We start from the raw sequence: 22,405 nt of genomic DNA, 5'->3' as shown, positions 1-22,405 counted from the left end.
GTTCCGGTAGTGGTGGTTTTTTAACCTCTCCTCATCATTTCCGGAAACAGTCAGCAATAAATTGACATGTAAAAACAAAGGCAAAGCGGATTTTATGAAAACCTTTTCTCAAGTGAGGCTTATGTAATGAAGATTAAACCATAATGAAATCTGTACATTGAAATTGTTTTTTAACACGGCTACGCTAAAACTTAATCTGTCAGAAACGTTACATTTTGCGTGAGTCTGTACAAGTAAAACTAACAATAATAGCGTCACTCGCCACTCTGATTAGGGACGTGTGACCAGCTTTGGCTTTGCCGTTTCGACATACACCAGGTTAAGACATCTTCTGATCTTCAGAAGGTGAAACTATGTGTGAACACTGTAAGCATAAAATAATTTTATGTTTATGGATTCAGTATATTAGCTAATCTGGTGGAGTAGAGGTTACAAATGGCAGAACTCACGCAAGGCCGTGTAGACATTATCTCGCGCGAAAACGGCACACTCATCTCGCAGTCCGTCAGCGGTTCGTCACAATCCATTAACCTCACCGAGCCCAGCGTCGTGCGCATCAGCGGCACCCGCGACATGGTGACGCAGTATGAGCGCCAGGGTAACGATCTGGTGCTGCATATGCGCGACGGCAAGACTGTCCGCTATCAGAAATTCTTCCTCGACGACGCCGATGGCCAGCACAGCGAACTGGTGTTCGATGATGGCGTCAACCCACCGGAACACGCGCTCTTTCCGCAGACCGCAGAAGGGGCTGAACTCGCTTCCACGTCGGTCACGCCAACCTATGAATCACTTGACAGCGTAGAGCCGCTGCTGCTGGCAGATAACGCCAACACCTCGATGGGTGTGATAACGGCGGGCGGTCTGGGTGTGCTCGGCTTAGCCGGTCTGGCCGTTGGCGTCGGCGGTGGTGGTGGTGGCGGCGGTGGGGGTAACGGTGGCGGCAATGACGGTGGCACCGATCCTGGAACACCGGTCACGCCGGGGACGCCTGCTATCACGCTCAATGCATTCGCTGGCGATGATGTTCTGGATAACGCGGAAAAAAGCAGCGATCAGGTACTGAGCGGCACCACCAGTAATGTCGAAGCGGGTCAGATTGTCACTGTCACGCTGGGCGGCCAGACCTACAACGCCACCGTCGGTGCTGACGGCAGCTGGAGCGTCACTATTCCTGCTGCCGCGCTGGCGGGACTCGCCGCAGGCACCACCACCATCGACGTCAGCGTCACTAACGCGGCGGGCACGACGACCACCGGCAGCCTGCCCATTACCGTCGCGGCCGCCGATCCCGGCACACCGGCTGCGCCGTCCATTAGCCTGAACCCGTTTGCGGGCGATAACCTGCTGGATAACAGCGAAAAAACCACGCCACAAACGTTGTCCGGCAGCACCAGCAATGTCGAAGCGGGCCAGCAGGTCAGTGTGACATTGGGCGGACAGAGCTATAACGCCACTGTGGGGGCGGATGGCAGCTGGAGCGTCTCAATTCCGGCTGCCGCACTCTCGGCGCTGGCTGCAGGCAGCAGCACCATTTCGGTCAGTGTGACCAGCGCCGCGGGCACGGCGGCTGCCGCCAGCCTGGGTATCCAGGTGCAGGCACCTGACACCACCCCTGGCGTGCCAGCCCTGACGATCGCCCCGTTTACCGGCGACGACGTGCTGAGCAACGCAGAAAAAACCAGCGATCAGATTCTTAGCGGCAGCACCACCAACGTCGAAGCCGGGCAGATCGTCACGGTTACCCTGGGCGGCCAGAGCTACAGCGGCAGCGTGGCAGGCGACGGTAGCTGGAGCATTACCGTGCCTGCTGATGCGCTGACCGCACTGGCATCCGGCACCACCACGGTGACTGCCACCGTTGCTAACCAGGCAGGAACCGCCGCCAGCGGTAGCCTGACCGTAAACGTAGAGCCACCACTGACTCAGCCGGGTACGCCCGTTATCACCATCGATCAGTTTGCCGGTGATGACATTCTCAGCAATGCCGAGAAAAGCAGCGATCAGGTACTTAGCGGCACTACCACCAATGTGGAAGCGGGCCAGATTGTCACCATCACGCTGGGCGATCAGACCTACAGCGCAGTAGTGGATGCGCAGGGCAACTGGAGCGTCACGCTCTCGCCTGCGGCACTGAATGCGCTGGCAGCCGGTTCGGTGGCGATTTCCGCGGTCGTCACCAGCCAGGCTGGCATTGAAGCCAGTGAAAACCGCGCGATCAGCATCGATACGCCGGTCGTTCCGGGCCCGCCATCCGTCACGCTGGATAATTTTGCCGGGGACAACGTGCTGAGTAATGGGGAGAAAGCCACCGATCAGACACTCACCGGCAGCACCAGCAATGTTGAACCCGGTCAGCTGGTAACCGTCACCCTGGGCGGCCAGACTTTCAGCGGCAGCGTTGATGCGCAGGGCAACTGGAGCGTTACTTTGCCATCGGCGGCCCTGAGCGCCCTGGCGGCAGGTGAAACGACGCTGACGGTTTCAGTCAGCAATGTGGCCGGTGATACCGTGACCGGCACGCTGCCCATCACCGTGGAAGCGCCTGTCACATTGCCGGGCGAACCCACAGTCACCATTGGTCAGTTTGCCGGGGATGACATCCTCAGCAACGATGAAAAAGGGACGGCCCAGACGCTCTCCGGCTCCACCACCAACATCGAAGCGGGCCAGACGGTGACAGTCACCTTCGGTGGCCAGACTTACCTCGGCACCGTCGATGGCAGTGGTAACTGGAGTGTAATTGTTCCGGCAGCCGCGCTGGGTAATCTGCCGGCGGGAGCTAATACCATCAGCGTTACCGTCAGCAATGCCGATGGCGTGAGCACTACCGAAATCCGCGATATCGCGGTTGAGACGCCAGTAACGGAACCGGGCGTGCCGTCTCTGACCCTGAATGATTTCGCCGGCGATAACCTTCTGAGCAACGACGAAAAAGCGGTCGATCAGCTTGTCAGCGGTAGCACCAGTAATATCGAAACCGGGCAGATCGTGACGGTCACCCTGGGCGGTCAGACCTACAGTGCCAGCGTGCAGGGTGATGGCAGCTGGAGCGTCGCCGTGCCGTCAGCCGCGCTGAATGCGCTGGCAGCAGGCACCACCACACTGACCGTCTCGGTCAGTAATGCAGCGGGCGACACAGTCACTTCAACGCAGCCAGTCACTGTCGAAGCCCCGGTAACGCAGCCGGGTGAAGCCACCGTAACCATCGACGCCTTTGCCGGGGATGACATCCTCAGCAACAGCGAGAAAGCCAGCGATCAGCTGCTGAGCGGCACCACCACTAATATCGGTGAAGGCCAGCAGGTCACTGTCACTCTGAACGGAGAGACTTTTACCGCCACGGTCGGCGCGGATGGCAGCTGGAGCGTGTCGATTCCTGCCAGTTCGCTGGCGGCGCTGACAGCCGATAGCGCAGCCCTGAATGTGACGGTGACAGATCAGTCTGGTACTCAGATCACTGAAACCCGCGACTTCCTGGTGGAGTCCTCGGGCACCGGGCCAGGCACCCCGACGCTAACCCTCAATGCCTTTGCTGACGACAACATCCTGAGCAACGATGAGAAGCTGGAAGCGCAGGCGGTCTCCGGCAGCACCACCAACGTCGAGGCGGGCCAGATTGTCACGGTGACGCTGGGCGGCCAGAGCTACAGCGGAACGGTTGGCGCCGACGGCAGCTGGAACATTGCCATTCCGGCCGATGCACTCGGTGCGCTGGCAGCCGGTTCTGCCTCGCTGGTGGTCACGGTCAGCAACGCGGCAGGTACTACCGTCAGTGACACGCTGCCGATCACGGTTGAGCCGCCGGTTACCGAGCCGGGCCAGCCCACTATCACGCTCGATCAGTTCGCCGTGGATGACGTGCTGAGCAACGATGAGAAAACCAGCGATCAGCTGCTGAGCGGCAGCTCAACCAATGTCGAGGCGGGTCAGGTCGTGACCGTTACGCTGGGCGACCAGACTTACAGCGCCACGGTCGGCGCGGATGGCAGCTGGAGCCTGAGCGTCCCGGCCAGCGCGCTGGCGGCACTGACGGCGGGCAACGCGACTATCGCGGCCACAGTCACCAATCAGGCGGGCGTAACAGTCAGCGAAGATCGGGTGATTGCGGTGGAAGCGCCAGCGGAACCGGGTACGCCGACGGTGACGATCGCCCTGTTTGCCGGTGACGATCTGCTGGATAACAGCGAAAAAGCGCTGGACCAGACGCTGTCCGGCAGCACCAGCAACGTGGAGGCGGGCCAGACGGTCACCATTACCCTGGGCGGCCAAAATTACACTGCGCTGGTCAACGCGGATGGCAGCTGGAGCACGCAGATCCCCTCTGCGGCGCTCAGCGCACTGGCGGCGGGCAGCAGCACCATCGCGGTCAGCGTCAAAACGGCGGCAGGCGCCCCAGCTACCGACACCCGCGATATTAACGTCGCCCCGGCGGCAGGCGAACCTGGCGTGGTCTCCATTAGTGAACCTGTCAGCCTTGATGGTTTCCTGAATCAGCAGGAGCTGAGCAGCGATCTGATCATCAGCGGTTCTGCGGTAGGCGTTAACCCGGGCCAGGCGGTGCAGGTTAACTTTAACGGCAATAATTACAGCGCGGTGATCGGCGACAATGGCTTCTGGAGCGTCACTGTTCCGGCAGGCGATCTCACCACTATCACCGACGGCGTAAAACTGATTTCGGTCACCACCACCGACGCCACCGGCGCACTGCTGACCGACTCCGCTCAACTGAATGTAGTCGCAGCCACGCTGCCGCAAATCACGCTGGAGGAGAGCGCAATCACCGATGGCCTTCTCAACCGGTTGGAAGCGGGCAGCGATCTGCTGATCGGCGGCAGCACCGGCAAAGCCGTGCCGGGCCAGCAGGTTGAACTGGAACTTAACGGTAAAACCTACAGCACCACGGTCAATGCAGACGGCAGCTGGAGCCTGGCGCTGCCGGCCGCCGATCTCGCCTTACTGCCACAGGGCGCCAACAGCCTGATCATTACCGCGATTGATGAAGCAGGCAACCGCGTGGATGAGACGCTCAACTTCAGCGTCGACACGCTGCCACCGAATCTGATTGTGGCAGAGGTCGCAGGCGGCGATGGCATTCTCAACAGCAGTGAAGTGGCTGCCGGTCTGCCGGTCAGCGGTTCAGGTGCGTTGCCGGGCGAAGTGGTGTCTGTCTCGCTGAATAACGAGAGTTACAGCGCCACCGTAGATGGGCAGGGCAACTGGACGGTGGATCTGCCGCCAGCGGCGCTGCAGGCCCTGTCAGATGGCAGCAGCTATACGCTGGTAGTTACGCTGACTGATGCCAGCGGTAACACCACCACCCAGACGCAGCCCCTGGCGGTCAGCACGCAGCCTCCGGTTGCAACCGTTACCGCACCGGGCGGTGATGGCGTCCTGACCAACAACGAACTCACTACGCCGCTGCAAATCAGCGGAACCGGCACCCCGGGCGACAGCGTGACGGTGGAATTAAACGGTAAGTCCTACACCGCCATTGTTGACGAAAACAGTAACTGGAGTGCATCCGTCCCGGTGGCCGATCTCGGCACGCTGACCAATCAGACCTATCCGGTGACCGTCACCGTGACCGATCCGGCCGGTAACATCAGCACTCAGAATACGGAACTGCGGGTGGCTACCGCGGTGCCCGCTCTGACGCTCAACGATCTCAGCGATGATGGCGTGATCAACGTCAGCGACGCGCAGCAGCCGCTAATCGTCAGCGGAACCGGCGACGAAGGCGACATCATCCGCGTCACGCTGAATAACGTGGCCTACAGCGCCGTGGTGGCGCAGGGTGGCAGCTGGAGTGTCACCGTTCCGGCATCCGACCTGGCAAATGTGCCCAACGGTACCCAACCGGTATCGGTAGTGGCGACAGACGCCGATGGTAATACCACACCAGCCAGCAGTTCACTGATTTTCGCCACCACACCGCCGTTGCTGGAAGTCTCCACGCCGGGCAGTGATGGTTATATCAATATCGCTGAACACACTCAGGATCTCACACTCGACGGACGCGGGGGGGCCCAGGGCGACACCGTCACGGTGAGTTTCAATGGCGAGACCTACACCGCCACCGTGGATACTGATGGCGCGTGGAGTGTTACGGTGCCCGCCGCGATTATCAGCCAGCTGGGTGACGCAACCTATCCGGTGGATGTGGTACTCAGCGATGCTTATGGCAACAGCAGCACCGTACCGACCAGCGTCACTGTGCTGGCGGCAACGTCGCCGGCGCTGACCATTAATCCCGTGACCGGCGATAATCAGGTCGACAGCGCTGAACAGCTCACCGACATTCTGGTCACCGGTAACGTCACCGGCGTACCGGCAGGTCAGCCGGTATTGCTGACCATCAATGGCCAGTCTTACGATGGCGTAGTACAGGCGAACGGTAGCTGGAGTGTGTCGCTGCCAGCCGGATCGCTGGGCGGCGCAGGCGATAAAACCTTCACCGTGGCGATTACCGATGTGGCCGGTAACCCGGCGCTGCCTGCTGAAGGGCAGTTCAGCGTGGTTACTTCACCCGTACCGTCGCTGTCGATTGCCCCAATCAGTGACGACAATGCGCTGAATGCCCTGGAGGCGCAGAGCGATCTTATCCTCAGCGGCGGTTCAGCGAACCTGCCGGCTAACAGCCCGATCAGCGTAACGCTGGTGACTGGCGGCACCGTCTACAGCACGACGACCGATGAAACCGGTGCGTGGACCCTGACCGTTCCGGCTGCCGATCTGGCGACGCTGCCGCAGGGCACGACCACCGTTACCGTCTCTTCGGGTGATGTGCAGAACAGCCTGCCGCTGCTGGTAGCGACCGCGCCGCTGGCAGACCCGCAAATCAATACGCCATTCACTGACGGCATACTCAATACCGATGAAGCCAGCGCAGCGCAGACGCTGACCGGCACAGTCCTGCCAGGCCAGGCCGTCAGCGTGACCCTGGGCGGTACCAGCTATCCGGCCACTGTAGACGCGAATGGTGAATGGAGCGTGACGATACCCGCAGACAGACTGCAGGCACTTGCGCAGGGCAGCAATCCGATTACCGTGACGGTGAGTGATGAAGCGGGTAACAGCACCAGCATCAGCGAGCCGCTGATTGTTGATACCGGCGTACCGGCGCTGACCGTTAACCCGATTGCTACCGATGGCACGATTAATGAGGCTGAAACCGCCACCGATCTGACCCTCAGCGGCACCGTTACGCCGGGCAGCAGCGTCAGCCTTGCGCTGAATGGCCAGACCTATGACGCAGTGGTTGCCGCCGATGGCAGCTGGACCGCCACCGTGCCTGCTGCGAATCTGCAACAGTTGCCAGATGGCCGTTACGATCTCAACGTGACCGTCACCACCGTCAGCGGCAACGTCGCCACTACGCCAGTGTCGGTTACCGTGGATACCACGGCACCAGACTTCAGTATCGCTGCGCCCGCGGGTGATGGCGTGCTGAACATCGCTGAGCAGGCGGCAGGGTTCAGTTTCAGCGGCGCAGGCAGTGAAGGCGATCGCGTCAGTGTGACGCTGAATGGCGTGACCTACACCGGCACCGTTGATGGTGACGGAAACTGGGCGCTGGCTGTTCCGCCAGCGGCGCTTGCCGGTCTGACCAATGGCAGCAGCTATCCGGTGGTGGTCACCGTCACCGACGCAGCCGGTAACAGCAGCAGCCAGAACAGTGCCCTGACGGTTGCGACTACGCCGCCTCCCCTGGTCGTCGCGCCGGTCAGCGGTGATAACGCGCTGAACGTCGGGGAACTGGCAGAGCCGCTGGTGGTAAGTGGCAGTGGTCAGAATGGTGACGTGGTCACAGTCCAGCTCAATGACCAGCTCTACAGCACCACCGTTGGCGTTAACGGCCAGTGGACGCTGCAGATCGCCCCTGAAGCGCTGGCGGCACTGCCTCCAGGCAGTAATCTGGTGACGGTGACGGAAACCAGTGCTAACGGGAATCAGAGCAGCCAGGTGGTTGATCTGAATGTGGCAACCGCGCCGGACGTGCAACCTGTACTGACCATCGACAGCAGCACCTTCGCCGGTGACGGCATCGTCACGGCAGCGGAGCAGCTGCAGCCGATAACGGTGCGCGGCAGCAGCACGAATGTCGAACCGGGCCAGCAGGTGATCATCTCCCTGAATGGCATCGAATACAGCGGTGTGGTTGAGGCCAGCGGCAACTGGAGCATTATTCTGCCTGCGGGCGCCCTGGCTGAACTGGGAGAAGGCAACCAGACACTGAACGTCAGCGTCATCAACGCCGTGGGTAACACCGCCAGCAGCCCGCTTGACTTCAGTGTGGACAACACCCTGCCGTCGATCGCGCTGGCACCCGTCAGTGACGACAACTACCTCAATGCGCAGGAATTGGGTGGCGCCGTTGTAGTCAGCGGCAGCACCAGCGGTCTGCCTGACGGCAGCATTGTCACCGTGCTGGCCAACGGCACCACGGTCAGCACCACCGTGACGGCAGATGGAAGCTGGAGCCTGACCTTACCGGCAGGCACCTTTACCGGAACGGCAGATGGCCCGCAGACCATCACCGCCACCGCCAGCGACGCTAACGGACAGCCGCTGGCGACCAGCGACGCTACCCTGACGGTGATCGCCAGCGCATTGCCGGTGGCGACCCCGGGCGTGGCCTTTGATGATGGCATTCTGAACGGAGAGGAAGCCGCTGCCGGTGGTACGATCACCGGTAACACTGGCGTGACCGGCGACGGCCAGACCGTCGTCGTGACGTTGGGCGGCAACAACTACAGCGGCACGGTCGATGCTGCAGGCAACTGGCAGGTCGCCGTTCCGGCCGATGTCTTGTCTGCATTGCCGCAGGGCAATAGTGGCTACACCGTGGTCGTCAGTGATGTGGCGGGCAACAGCAGCCAGGCTGATGGCAACCTGGTGGTGGATACACTGCCTCCGGTGCTGAACTTCATTACGCCATCCGATGGCATCATTAACGCCGCTGAAAGTCAGCAGCCGCTGACGCTGACCGGCAGCAGCGAAGCTAACGCCCTGATTGTGGCCAGCTTCAACGGCACCACCCTGAGCACCACCGCTGACGTCAACGGCGTCTGGTCGCTGGAGCTGCCCGCCACGGTTTACACCGGGCTGGGCAACGGCAGCTATCCGCTGACCGTGACCGCCAGCGATGCGGCAGGTAATGCCACCACCACCAGCCGCGACCTCGCGCTGAAAGTGGAGCCAGGCACACTGCCGACCCTGACGCTGGATGCCTTTGCCGGTAACAACGTGGTCGATGGCGCGGAGCGCCTCACCGATCAACGTCTCTCCGGCACCACCACCAACGTCGAAGCGGGTCAGCTGGTCACCGTCACCGTTGACGGCACAGTCTACAGCGCCGCCGTGCAGGCGAGCGGAGCATGGAGCCTGATCGTGCCAGCCGGTGCGCTGGCCGCGATTAATGATGGCAGCGCCAGTTTTACCGTGGCAGTCAGCGATGTGGCGGGCAACACCTCCACCAGCAATCTCACCTTTGACGTCAACAGCAACGCCTCTGGCCTGGCGATGGATGCCATCAGCGAAGATAACTACCTGAATGCGCAGGAGCTGGGTCAGGCCCTGGTCGTCACCGGTACGTCGGTGAACGTGACAGAGGGCAGCACAGTCACGTTGCTGTTTAACAACATCAGCTACACCGCGCAGGTCTCGGCCAGCGGCCGCTGGACAGTGATCGTTCCGGCTGAGGCACTGACGGCGCTCGCCGATGGGCCTTACACTCTGACGGTCACCGCAACGGACAGCGGCGGGGCGACCCTGAGCAGCGAGGCAGCGCTCAGCGTGCTGGCGACGCTGCCAGCACCGCAGATCGTCTCGGCCTTTGGCGATGGCCTGCTCAACAGCAGCGAGATCGCCACAGCACAAACCCTGAGCGGCACCACCGGCATAACCGGTGACGGCCAGACGGTGAGCGTGCTGCTGAATGGCGCAACCTACAACGGCACCGTCGATGGCAATGGCAACTGGCAGATCAGCGTGCCGGCTTCCGCGCTGGCCGGCCTGCCGGAAGATCTCCTGAACTATACCGTCACAGTCCAGGATGCAGCGGGTAACACCGGCAGCAGCCAGGGCAGCGTGACGGTGGATCTGACGCCACCGACCCTGACACTGAATACGGTTGCGGGCGATAACAGTATCAATATTGCCGAAAGCACCGCGCCGATTGTTCTCAGCGGTAACAGCAATGCCGAAGCGGGACAGCAGGTCACCATTACGCTGAACAACCAGACCTGGACTACCACGGTTGACCAGAACGGCGAGTGGAATCTGACGCTGCCTGCGGGTTCGCTGGCCGGTATTCCGGCCGGGGCGTACATTCTGACCGTGACGGTCAGCGATGCGGCGGGTAACCCGGTAACCGAAACCCGTGAAATCACCGTGGCAACGGCGTCGCTGGCCGTCAGCATAGACACCCCGTTTGGCGATGGTTATCTGAACCTGGCGGAACAGGGAGTCGGTCAGACGCTGACCGGCAGCACCGGTGTAGCGGGCAACGGCCAGACCGTCAGCGTGACGCTGGGCGGGAACGATTATTCCGCCACGGTGGATGCGCAGGGTAACTGGACGCTGAACTTATCAGCAGATCAGGTGCAGTCGCTGGGCGAGGGGGTTACTACGCTGGTGGTCAATGCCAGCGATGCCGCCGGTAACAGTGGTTCGCTGACCAGCGCCGTTACGGTCGATCTCACGCCGCCTGTGCTGACCGTCAATGCCATCGGCGGCGACAACATTATCAATTCGGTAGAGGTGCTGGAAGCGGTCGCTATCAGCGGCAGTGCGTCGGTAGCGGATGCCGGACAGACGGTCACCGTCAGCTTCCAGAATGTCGATTACACCACTCAGGTGCTCTCTGACGGCACCTGGGAGGTGACACTGCCAGCCAGCGTCGTGCAGGGGCTGGCTGACGGCAGCTACACCGTTGCTGTCTCGATGACCGATGCGGCGGGGAACCCGGCCACGGCCACCCAGACCCTGACGCGTGATGCTGACACTCTGAACCTGCCAACCCTGACCATCGGGACCATCAGTGACGATAATTTCCTTAACCAGGCGGAGTCGCTACAGGATCTGAACATCGGCGGCACCAGTAACAACCTGGCGGAAGGCCAGCTGGTGACGGTGACGCTGAATAACATTCAGTACAGCGGCACGGTGGCAGCCGATGGCAGCTGGACGGTGACCGTTCCGGCCGCCGATCTGGGTAATCTGCCGGATGGCGATCAGCTGCTGGTCGTGCTCTCAGCGGATACGTCTGGCAATCCGGCCAGCGCCAGCACCAGCCTGGTCGTGCTGGCCAGCGAGCAGGTTCAGCCGACGCTGACCATGAACGTGGTAGCCGGCGATGATGTGATTAACGCCACCGAGGCCACAGCGGATGTCGCGGTCAGCGGCAGCAGCACCCTGCTGGCAGCGGGTACGCTGGTGACGGTGTCGTTTAACGGCACTGACTACAGCACCACGCTCGACGCTGACGGCAACTGGACGGTGAATGTGCCGTCTGCTGCCTTTACCAGCGTGGCTCCGGGCAGCACGCAAATCTTTACCGTGACCGCCACTGATGTCGCAGGCAATCCGGCGACCGCCACTCAGGAGGTTAGTTTCATTACCACACCGCCTGCGCTGACGAATATCACGGTCGATGCGGGAGATACCCTTAACCTGGCGGAGTCGCTGCAGGATCTCACCATCAGCGGCAGCACCACGGGCGCATTGCCGGTGACGGTGACGCTGAATAACGTCAGCTATACCACCACGGCCGATGCCGACGGTAACTGGTCACTTACTATTCCGACCGCTGACCTGCAGCAGCTGGCGGACGGCCCCAATGCGATTACCGTTTCGGTCACCGACGCGGCGGGCAATATCACCACGGATAGCACCACGACACTGGACGTAGCGTTTAATACCCTGCCAGCGCTGACGCTGAATACGCCGTTTGGCGATGCGCTGATCAGTGCGGCAGATGCGGAAGGGGCGTTAACGCTGAGTGGTGACAGTACCAATCTGCCGGAAGGCAGTGTGGTGAACATCTCTGTAGGCGGGCAGAACTTCAGCACCACCACGGATGCCAGCGGCAACTGGACGCTGAACCTGGCACCGGGCGCGCTGACGGGCCTGGCCGATGGACTGACACAGGTGGTGGTCAGCGCCGCGGATGGTGCCGGTAATCCGGCGCAGGTTACCGCAGGCGTTGAGATCCTGCAGAGTGATCCTGTTTCAGCCGCCTTCGACACGACACTGTTCGGCGATAACATCATTAATATCAGCGAAGCCGGTTCCGTTCAGCTGGTCACCGGCACCTCCACCGTCGTGCCGGGCCAGACCCTGAGCGTCACGGTAGGCGATGACAATATCCCGCTGTCGGTGACGGTCGATGCCAATGGCAACTGGACTGCCAGCCTGCCCCCAGAGTTCATCGCCAGCCTGGGAACCGGTGAACACACGCTGACCCTGATTACCACCGATCGGGCCGGTAACAGCATTGAAACGACCAAAACGTTCGTCGCTGCGATTACGCCGATTGCTAATCCAACGCTGGATACGCCATTTATTGATGGCCGTATCAATGCTGAGGAGGCCGCCGCAGGCGGATCACTGACCGGTGCGGTAAACATTGATAATGCCACCTCGGTTACGGTAGCCGTTAATGGCACGGTCTATTCCGCTACGCTCAGTGCGGATGGTTCGCGCTGGTCGCTGGATCTGCCGCCTTCTGTATTGCAGTCATTGCCGGATGGCAACTGGCCGGTGAGCGTGACGGTTACCGATGCGAACGGCAACATCGGCAGCACCAGCGGCACGATACTGGTCGCCGTTAACGCGCTGCCGGATGTCACCCTGAACCTGCCGTTTGGAGACGGTGCGCTGAACGCAGCAGAGGCGGCCGGTGAACAGATCCTTAGTGGCACAACCGGCATTACCGGAGCCGGACAGACGGTAACGGTGCTGATCTCTGGCTTTAACAACGGTCAGCCACTGGCAGCCACGGTGCAGACCGATGGCAGCTGGTCTCTGGCCCTGTCGCCAGCGCAGTTAGCCACTTTCACCAGCGGCACCCACACCATTACCGTGACGGCGACCGATATCGCGGGTAACAGCGACGCGACGGCGCAGAACGTGGTGACAGAGGTGGCGCTGCCCGTGCCGACCTTCAACCCAGGCGCATTTGGCGGCGACAACCTGCTGAACATCAGTGAAGCCGCGGCAGGGGTGACCCTGACCGGCACCACCGGCAGTGTCGGGGCGAACCAGGCGGTCAGCATTACCGTGGATGTCAACGGCAGCCTCTATTCTGGCACCGTGGCGAGCAACGGTAACTGGACGGTTAACATTCCTGCCAACGCCCTGAGTTCACTGGGTGACGGTGCGCAATCACTGACGGTTAACGTCGTGGATGCGGCGGGCAACAGCGCGTCGGCGCAGCTGCCGTTCACCGCGGATCTCAGCGCGCCACAGCCTGCGGTCAATCCGGAATTCCTTGGCAGTTATGTGAATGGCGGCGATGTGGCCGCGGGAGTGACGCTGAGCGGAACCACCGGTGAGGCGGGCGCGAATCAGACTGTGCAGCTTACGCTTGGCGGCACAACCTATTCTGCGACAGTGGATGCCAATGGGAACTGGACGGTGCCACTGACAACGGCGGAGCTTTCACTGCTGCCGGATGCCACCTATCCGGTTACCGTGACGGCAACCGATGCGGCGGGCAACAGCACCACCATTAACAGTTCGCTGGTGCTCGACACCACACCACCGGTGCTTAATGTTGCCGCCTTTACCGGTGACAATGCGCTGAACTACGCCGAGAGCATTCAGCCGCAGAGTCTCAGCGGCACCGCAGCGGGAGCCGAGCCGGGATCAGTGGTCTCAATCTCGCTGAATGACACGCTGCTTGGCACCGCGATAGTGACAGCCAACGGCAACTGGAGTGTAACGCTGACGCCAGAACAGATGGCCACCTTTGGTCCATCGACGACCCTGGCGCTGGCAGTGACCGATCTGGCAGGCAATACCGCCAACGGCACGGTTGCGCTGACGGTAGATCTTACCCCACCGCCAGGGCCGCTGGTTACGCTGGGCACGGTGTCGGGCGACAACATCATCAGCACCCAGGATGTGGCGGGTGGTGTGGTAGTGAGTGGCACCTCCGCTAACCTCGGCGCGGGTGGGGTAGTGACGGTGTCGATCAATGGTCAGGAGTACGCGACTACGCTGGATGCGTCGGGCAACTGGTCAACGGCGGCATTGCCGGTCAGTGCCTTTGGCAATGCGGACGGCAGCGTCCCCATCACGGTGAATGCTACCGATGGCACTACCCCTGTGACCACCAGCGGTAACGTGCTGATCGACCTTACGCCACCGGCACTGACTCTCAATCCGTTTACCGGTGACAACCAGGTCAATGGCAATGAAAGTGCCACCAGCCAGGCCATCAGTGGCACCGCCGATCTCAGCGAAGTGGGTCGCACGGTAGTGGTGACCTTCAATAATCAGACCTACAACGCCGTGGTGCAGAGCAACGGCACCTGGTCCACAACGGTTCCTGCCAGCGCGATGCAGGCTCTTCCCGATGGCAGCTCGCCGGTGATCACCGCGCAGCTGGCGGATGCGGCCGGTAACGTGACGACGACCACCCAGACGGTGACGGTGGATACCGCCGCGCCGCTGGTCCAGGTCGACGCGTTCCTCGGCGACAACGTGATCAACGCCGCTGACCTGGTGCTAAGCCAGGTGCTGACCGGCAGCGCGCAGGGAGCAGAAGGCCAGACCATCGGTCTCTATCTGGGCGATGCCGCGCCGATCGCCACCGCGACGGTGGGTGCTGACGGACGCTGGAGCATCGATCTCGCGCCGGATGTCCTGTCGAGTCTCACTGACGGTGCGCTGGTGTTTGGCGTGCGGGTCAATGACGGTGCGGGCAACCAGACCGACGCCACGCTGACGGTCAACAAAGTGGTCAACAGTGCGCTGACGCTGGTGGTCGACTCGGTGTTCGGCGACGGCACGCTCAGCGCGCTGGATACCACGGTGGCGCAGACTATCTCCGGGGTTGCGACCTCGGCGGGTGTGGGTGCCACGGTATCGGTGGTACTGGGCGGCACAACGCTCTCTGCGTCAGTGGGCCAGGATGGTAAATGGGCCATCGTGGTGCCGCCTTCGGTGCTGGGCCTGTTAAGCGATGGCAATCTTGCGCTTGACGTCACCCTGACCGATGCCGCGGGCAACACCCGCACCGTCGGTGAAACCGTCACCGCGATTGTCGATGCGGTGCCGGTGGTTGGCGCGCTCACCGGGCTGTTTGGCGGTGATAACCTGCTGAACATTGCGGAAGCCGCTGCCGGACAGCTCGTCAGTGGCGTGATAGAAAATGCGGCTGTGGGTTCCCAGGTGACGGTCACCTTTGGCAGCAAGAGTTACAGTACGACGGTACAGGCGGGTGGAGTGTGGAGCGTTAGCCTGCCGGGCAGCGATCTGACCTCTCTGCTGGATGGCAATCTGACGCTGGGCGTCAGCGTCAGAGACGTGGCGGGTAATGTCGCCTCCAGCAGCGCATCCATCGGCATCTTTACTCAGACGCCATCAATCTCGCTGACCTCACTGTTTGGTGATGGGGTGCTGAACCTGGCCGATATCGCCACCGGACAGGTGATCAGCGGGGTGGTGAACAACGTCGCGCAGGGCAGTGTGGTGACGCTCTCGGTTGGCAACAGCCAGGTGACCGCCACCGTGGGTGCGGGCGGGGCGTTCAGCGCCACAGTGACGCCAGATATTCTGGGCACGCTGGCGCAGGGCAACCTGACGGTGGGCGCGTCGGTAACGGATGCGGCGGGCAATACCGCCAGCACCAGCGCCGGTATCCGGGTCGATACGCTGCTGCCGACTATCACCGTGAATCCGCTGTTTGGCGACGGTCTGCTGAACGTGGCGGATTCGCTGGTCACCCAGGTGATCGGTGGGGTGATTGGCGGCGCGGAAGCGGGATCGCGCGTGGTGGTGTCGGTAGGTTCACAGCAGTTGGTGACGGCGACCGATGCCAATGGCAACTTTAACGTCTCGCTGACGCCAGCGCTGTTGCAGGGGATTGCAGATGGCAATCTGACCGTGGGCATCAGCGTCACCGACAGCGCGGGTAACACCAACAGCACCACGGCCGGGGCACTGGTCGGTATTCACAACCTGCCGAAAGTCACCCTCAATCCGCTGTTTGGCGACGGCGTGCTGAACCTGGCGGAGTCGCTGGTGACTCAGACCATCAGCGGCACGGTCTCCGGGCTGGCTGCGGGTAGCAGCGTCAGGCTGGCAATTGGCAACACCATCGTCAACGCGCAGGTCAACGCGGATGGCAGTTTCTCAACCGCCGTCTCGCCAGCGATTCTGTCAACGCTGCTGAACGGTAACTTCACCGTCAGCGCGGCCGTCACCGATCCGGTCGGAAACGTCAGCAGCACCAGCGCGGGCGTGTCACTGGGACTGTTCCAGCCGACTCTGTCGGTGAATACGGTGTTTGGCGATGGTGTGCTGAGCGCCGCGGATCTGGCCTCTAACCAGACCCTGAGCGGGACGTCCAGCCTCTCTGCCGGTTCAACCGTCAGCGCCACGCTGAATGGCCTGACTTACACCACCAAAGTGGTCAGCGGCGGCAACTGGAGTATTACCGTCCCGAAAGCGGATCTGGTTGCTATCACTGACGGCAGTAAAACCGTCACGGTCACCGGCACCGATGCCTACGGTAACGTGGCAAACAGCAGCGGAACGCTGAGCGTCATCAGTCAGTCGACGCCGGTGGTCGCCATTACCTCGCTGTTTGGTGACAGTGCGCTGAGCGCGGTGGATGTCAAAACGGCGCAGACCATCAGCGGCACCGCCAGCAACGCCGAGGGATCGGTCGTGCGCGTCACGCTGGGTGGTCAGACTTACAGCACCACGGTGAGCAGCAACGGCAACTGGAGTCTCTCTGTTCCGGCGGCTAACCTTGCTGCCATTACTGACGGCCTGCAGACTGTCACCGCCAGCGTAACCAACGGTGCGGGCAGCATTGGCAACACCTCGGCGTCGCTGGGTGTGGTCAGTCACACCACGCCAACGGTCAGCGTCAACAGCTTCTTTGGCGGCGATGGCTACCTCAATATTGCGGAAGCCAACAGTACTGAAACCATCAGAGGAACCAGCACCAACGCGGCGGGCGGCACGGTGACGGTGAACGTGGCGGGCAATATCCTCACCACTACTATTGGTGCGAATGGCGCATGGAGCATCAGCGTGCCGTCAGCGACGCTGAAAGGGATCGCCGATGGCAGCCATCCTCTCACCGTCACGGTGGCGGATATTGGCGGCAACACCGCAACCAGCACCAGCAGCTTTACCGCGCTGTCGCACAATCAGCCGCTGGTCGGGGTCGATCCGGTGCTGAGCATCGTCGGTTCCTTACTGGCGGGTCTGGTGGTGCAGGGGGGATCGCTGAATGCCGCGCAGGGCTCGAAAGTGAACGTTACGCTGCTGCTCTCCAACGGCAACAACGGCCCGACGCTGAACACCACGACCGATGCGCTGGGGCGTTACGCGGTTAACTTCTCACCTTCACTGCTGTCGGTGGGTGGCCTGCTGCTGTCGCTGGGAACGCTGGCGAAAGTCACGATTACCGACGCGGCCGGTAACAGCTACTCGACCACCAATACCCTGTTACTGGGTGCCGTGCTACCGGTGACGCTGGCGGCAAACGAATCGGTTGCGCTGTTCTCGGTGGCGGATGACAGCGCTACTGTCGCCAGCGCGGAGACGCAGCATAACAGCAGCACCAGCAGCGACGAGAGCAGCGCCCATGTGGCGGTGGCTTCCACGCTGATCACCGAAGCGGATACCGTGACACCCGTCGGCAGCAGTGAAAACGCGGCGGCAAATGACGCCGCGGTGGCAGCGGCACCGGCAGAGGAGGCGGGGTACACCATCGGCGGCGTCGTGATTACGCTGGCCGATGGCAGCACCATTGAGGGGGCGACAGTGACCGGCAGCAGCGGGGCGGATATCGTGACGGTCAGTGACCTTAACTTTACCCATATTGATGGCGGCGCAGGCACCGATACCCTGGTGCTGAATGGTGAGCATCTCAGTCTGGATCTCACCGCGCTGGGCCTGAAGGTCGAACACATTGAGGTGCTCGATTTGGGTAAAACCGGAACCAACTCCGTGAAGCTCGATCTCAATGAAGCACTCAATATCACGGATAAGCAGAGTGACGATTTGCTGATCAAAGGCGCAGATGGCAGCCAGGTGACACTGGCTAACAGCAACGGCGGAATCTGGGAAGTGACGGGCGAGCGTACCGTTGAGGGCAGAGTCTTTGAGATTTACCACAACTCGGCGCTGACCAGTGATAACACCCTGGGCGATGTGCTGGTGCAGCAGAACCTGCAGGTTCATGTTGTGTAGTGACTGAAAGGTCTGTTCAGAAGATGAATAGAGCGGGTGCGAAAGCACCCGCTTTTTTTTGTTTTAGTCACGTGATAATTGCATTTTCCAGATTATCGCCACTATTCATTAGCAGAATGAAAGATTAGGGTAGGCGCAACAAACGGCGTCACGCCGTAAAATCAGCATTCTGACTCTATTTGGCGCTTTTATTAGCGTCCTGTTTATCAATCCTTGTTACCTGCGGGTAACCGGTTCCGACCAGCGGAAACGGGCAGCTTCAGCTGTCCCACTACCATGTTGTCAGACTAAACGATCGGTTTATCCGATGGTTTTTGTCTGCGTTTCTGTTCTGAACTGAGGTTACCTATGTCATCACGCGATACGCTTCGTACTACCCGGCTTGAATCCATTTTTCAGACGGCGGTGAGCGATTTTGCCGTCGCCGATAGCGCTGTGCCCGCCATTGCGCCAGCCGCCACGCAAAGTCTGAGCCTTCCTTTCGCCACGCCGGGCCAGAGCCTGCCGATCACTACGCTCTCCACCGAGTCACTGCATAGCAGCCCGCTCAACGACAGCACACTGGCTGTCAGCGCGGTGAAAAGTTCGCCGCCCGCTATGCTGCGACCCTATGAACCGATCGCCAGTGATGGCGTGATCGCCGGCTGGGAAGCGCAAAAGCCGGTGCATCTGCGCGGCCGTGCGGAAGGAGAAGCGGGATCCACCGTAACGCTGACCTTCAACGATCAAAGCTGGCACAGCACCGTCAATAAGTGGGGCTACTGGAACGCCTCCATGCCGGCTGATACGCTGAAAGGCGTAGCGGATGGCAATCATACGCTGACGCTGACCATTACCGATAAAGCAGGGCAAAGCACGGCAACCACCGTAGATTTTGGTCTCTATACCGACCGCACGATCAAACCTACCCTGACCGTGGACACGGTCAGTGGTGACAACGCGGTGAGTATTGCTGAGAGCATTTATGGCGTCGAGATTAGCGGCAGCGCAACGCACTTGCCGGTGGGGTCGGTGCTGAAACTGACGCTGGGTACGCAAACCACCACCGCCAGCATGGGAAATGACGGTAAGTGGTATGGCACATTTCATGAAAGCGATATGCAGGCGCTGAAAGACGGGGTCTACAGCCTGAAAGTCACGGCGACTGATCCCAATGGAAAAACCGCCACCGAATATCACGATCTGACGCTGATCACCCATCTGAGTAGCCTGCCAAAAATTAGCTTCGATAAGATCACTGCGGACGATGTGATAAACCTGGCAGAAAGCCAGCAGGACCTGCTACTGAGCGGCACGCTCTCCACCGTCATGCCGGGCCATCGCCTGGTGATCACGGGTGCCAACCAGAAAGATTATGCCGCCACCATAGGCGATGATGGACACTGGCAGGTGGTGATCCCGGCAGCGGATGTGCACGCCTTTATCAACGTTGGGGAAATCCGCGCCTGGTCGATCGACGGGGCCAAAAACTACATCGACGTCACGCATGAGCTGAATATCCACACCGGTTTTATTCCGATCTACACCGAAATGGATATCGGCGGTGACATGACGCTCAACTATCAGGAGGCGCAGCACGATCTGAGCTTCTACGTTGAAGGTGCCAACACCCTGGAGATCAACGATAAAACCTACCAGCCCGATGCCAAAGGTATGGTAACACTGACCTCCAGCGAGCTGCTGGCGCTGTCGGATGGCCCGGTCGCCGCCACCTTTCACCGCTGGGATGAATATGGCAACAGCGACACCCAGACCAGCGATAAACTCTTTACCGTAGCCGTGCACCAGCGGCCAACGCTGACCCTGGACACGGCTTTTGGTGATAACCAAATTGATGCTGCCGATGTCAACAGCTGGCATCTGATTCAGGGCAGCTCCAGTCATCTGCAACCGGGCAGCCTGGTGGAATTAACGCTGGGCGATCAGCACTACAGCGCCAGTGTAAAAGCCGATGGCGGCTGGGCGCTGACCATTCTGGCCGGGCAGCTGGCACCGCTGGACGATGGTGAGTACCAGATGACAGTCAGCGGCAAAGACAGCGCCGGTAATTTGGCCAGTGCCAGCCAGGCGGTGCAGGTGGCATCACATACTGAAAGTGCCAACCCGCTGGAGGGTCAGACGGTGGACCAGTTGCTGGAGACGGTCAGCCTGACCCAGCAGGCGGAAACCGCACATGTGGCGCAGGCATCTTCTGCCGCCGCCGCACCGCAGGAAAGTCAACTGTTCTCCGATATTCCTTATACGCTCGCCGACCACCTGCTGCAGCATCCTGCGGCACACCCCCTGGTCTGACGCTGACACATTAGTAAACGCACTGCCTTCCGGACAGGTCTGTTAAGCCTGTCTGGATTGGCGCGAGCTCGCTCAGTGGTTGCTTTTCGTTCGTTCAGCAGAAATATTAACGATTTCATCTGTTTTTAGCAGGAATAAGCGCGGGATCTGATCTAATAATGTTAAAGGTCGTTTAGCGTCTCGCTTGCGAACCATAAATAAAATAACGCAGTAAATCTGTCAGACGCTGAGTTGCACCCCTTTTTGCTCGCTTTGTTCACCAGGAAAAACACCATGATGATAAGAACCCCTGTTGGTATGGATAATGAACAAAGCGCGATTAACTTTTTTGTTGTGCGCCCTGAGTGGCGTTGCAGTGCACGCGGCCTTTGCCGCACCGTTACCTAAAGCCGAATTTAACTGGCGCGCCGCGCCCACCGAAGAGCAGATTGCCAGCTTAACGCTGCGCGACGCCATTCTTCGGGCCTTTGCCCGCAATCCGAAAATCTCGGAAGCGGCGGCACAGATCCACATCGGTGAGGGGGATCTTGATGCCGCCCGCAGCGCCTGGTATCCGCAGATCTCACTGCAGGGCGCGGCGGGACGCTCTCATCAGACCGACTCCGCCGGGAGCCTGAACAACAACGGCTCCGGTGGCATCACGCTCAGCCAGCTGCTCTACGACTTTGGCCGCACCGGCAGCGCCATCGATGAGCAGCACGCGCTGTCGGATGCTTATCGTTACAGCCTGTTCGACTCCATGACCACCGTGGCGGAAGATACGCTGCAGGCCTACCTCGAAGTCAAACGTTACCAGGCGCTGGCAGAAACGGCGCATACCAATATTGCCTCACTGAAGCGCGTGCGGGATATCGCGAAGCTGCGCGCCGATGCCGGCCTCAATTCCCAGTCCGACGTGCTGCAGGCAGAAACCCGCATCGCCGCCATGCAGGCCACGCTGGAGCAATATCGTGCCCAGCATCGTTCCGCCACCGCGCAACTGACCGTGCTGACCGGCGTGGTCCCCGCCACGCTGCCTGAACTGCCACAGGCGCTGCTTAAGCAGCAGATCACCCTCGACAAAATCGCCTATGAAAGCAGCGCGGCAGTGCGCAGCGCGCAGTCGAAGCAGGAAGCCGCTCGTGAACGGGTGCGCCAGGCAGAGTCCGGTCACTGGCCGACGATTAAAGTGCAGGCGGGCCGGACCCGCTATGAAAACGATCGTCAATCTTACTGGGATGATGAAGTGCAGCTGCAGGTGGAAGCGCCGCTTTATCAGGGCGGCCTGGTGAATGCGAAAACCCAGTCAGCGGAGGGCGATCGTGAAGCGGCGCAGGCCGCTATTCAGCAGGCCAAGCTCGCCATCAATCAAAACGCCTCTACCGCCTATGCCGACATGATTGGCGCGCAGCAGCGGCAGGCTGCCGGGGAAGTGCAGCTGGCCAGCGCCGACCATACCCGTAATGTCTACGCCGATGAATATCGCCTGAGTAAGCGCAGCCTGAACGATCTGCTTAGCGTGGAACAGGATGTGTTTCAGGCTGACAGCTCACGTATCACCGCGCTTTACGATGGCTGGGACGCCACCGTGCGTTATGCCGCCGCGGTAGACAATCTGCTCGATATCATGGGTATCGATCGCCAGCAAAGCAGCGGCGATCTCCTTCCTTCGCTGCAATAGCGATAAGGCATT

Annotated in this window: 3 protein-coding genes; all 3 read left to right on the top strand. The window is 60.8% G+C overall.

Going from position 1 to position 22,405, the window contains the following annotated elements; all coding sequences use genetic code 11:
* Positions 1-435: 435 nt before the first annotated feature.
* The 3 genes from AC6I8B_RS13335 to AC6I8B_RS13325 all read left to right on the top strand — a co-directional run bounded on the left by AC6I8B_RS13335 (position 436) and on the right by AC6I8B_RS13325 (position 22,393).
* A complete protein-coding gene (locus AC6I8B_RS13335) occupies positions 436-18,441 on the top strand; it encodes an Ig-like domain-containing protein (RefSeq protein ID WP_497817470.1) in 18,006 nt (6,001 codons plus the stop codon).
* A gap of 348 nt (positions 18,442-18,789) precedes the next feature.
* The gene (locus AC6I8B_RS13330; protein WP_497817469.1) at positions 18,790-20,733 is read left to right on the top strand and encodes an Ig-like domain-containing protein; all 1,944 of its coding nucleotides are present in this window, start codon (positions 18,790-18,792) and stop codon (positions 20,731-20,733) included.
* A gap of 304 nt (positions 20,734-21,037) precedes the next feature.
* On the top strand, positions 21,038-22,393 hold the full coding sequence (locus AC6I8B_RS13325) for a TolC family outer membrane protein (protein ID WP_010248373.1): 1,356 nt from the start codon (positions 21,038-21,040) through the stop codon (positions 22,391-22,393).
* The last annotated feature ends 12 nt before the right edge of the window (positions 22,394-22,405 follow it).

This window comes from Pantoea sp. X-Soil-ISGK-285, assembly GCF_059730815.1.
Note: the sequence above shows the minus strand (reverse complement) of the source record. Positions and strands in the feature narration are given on the sequence as shown.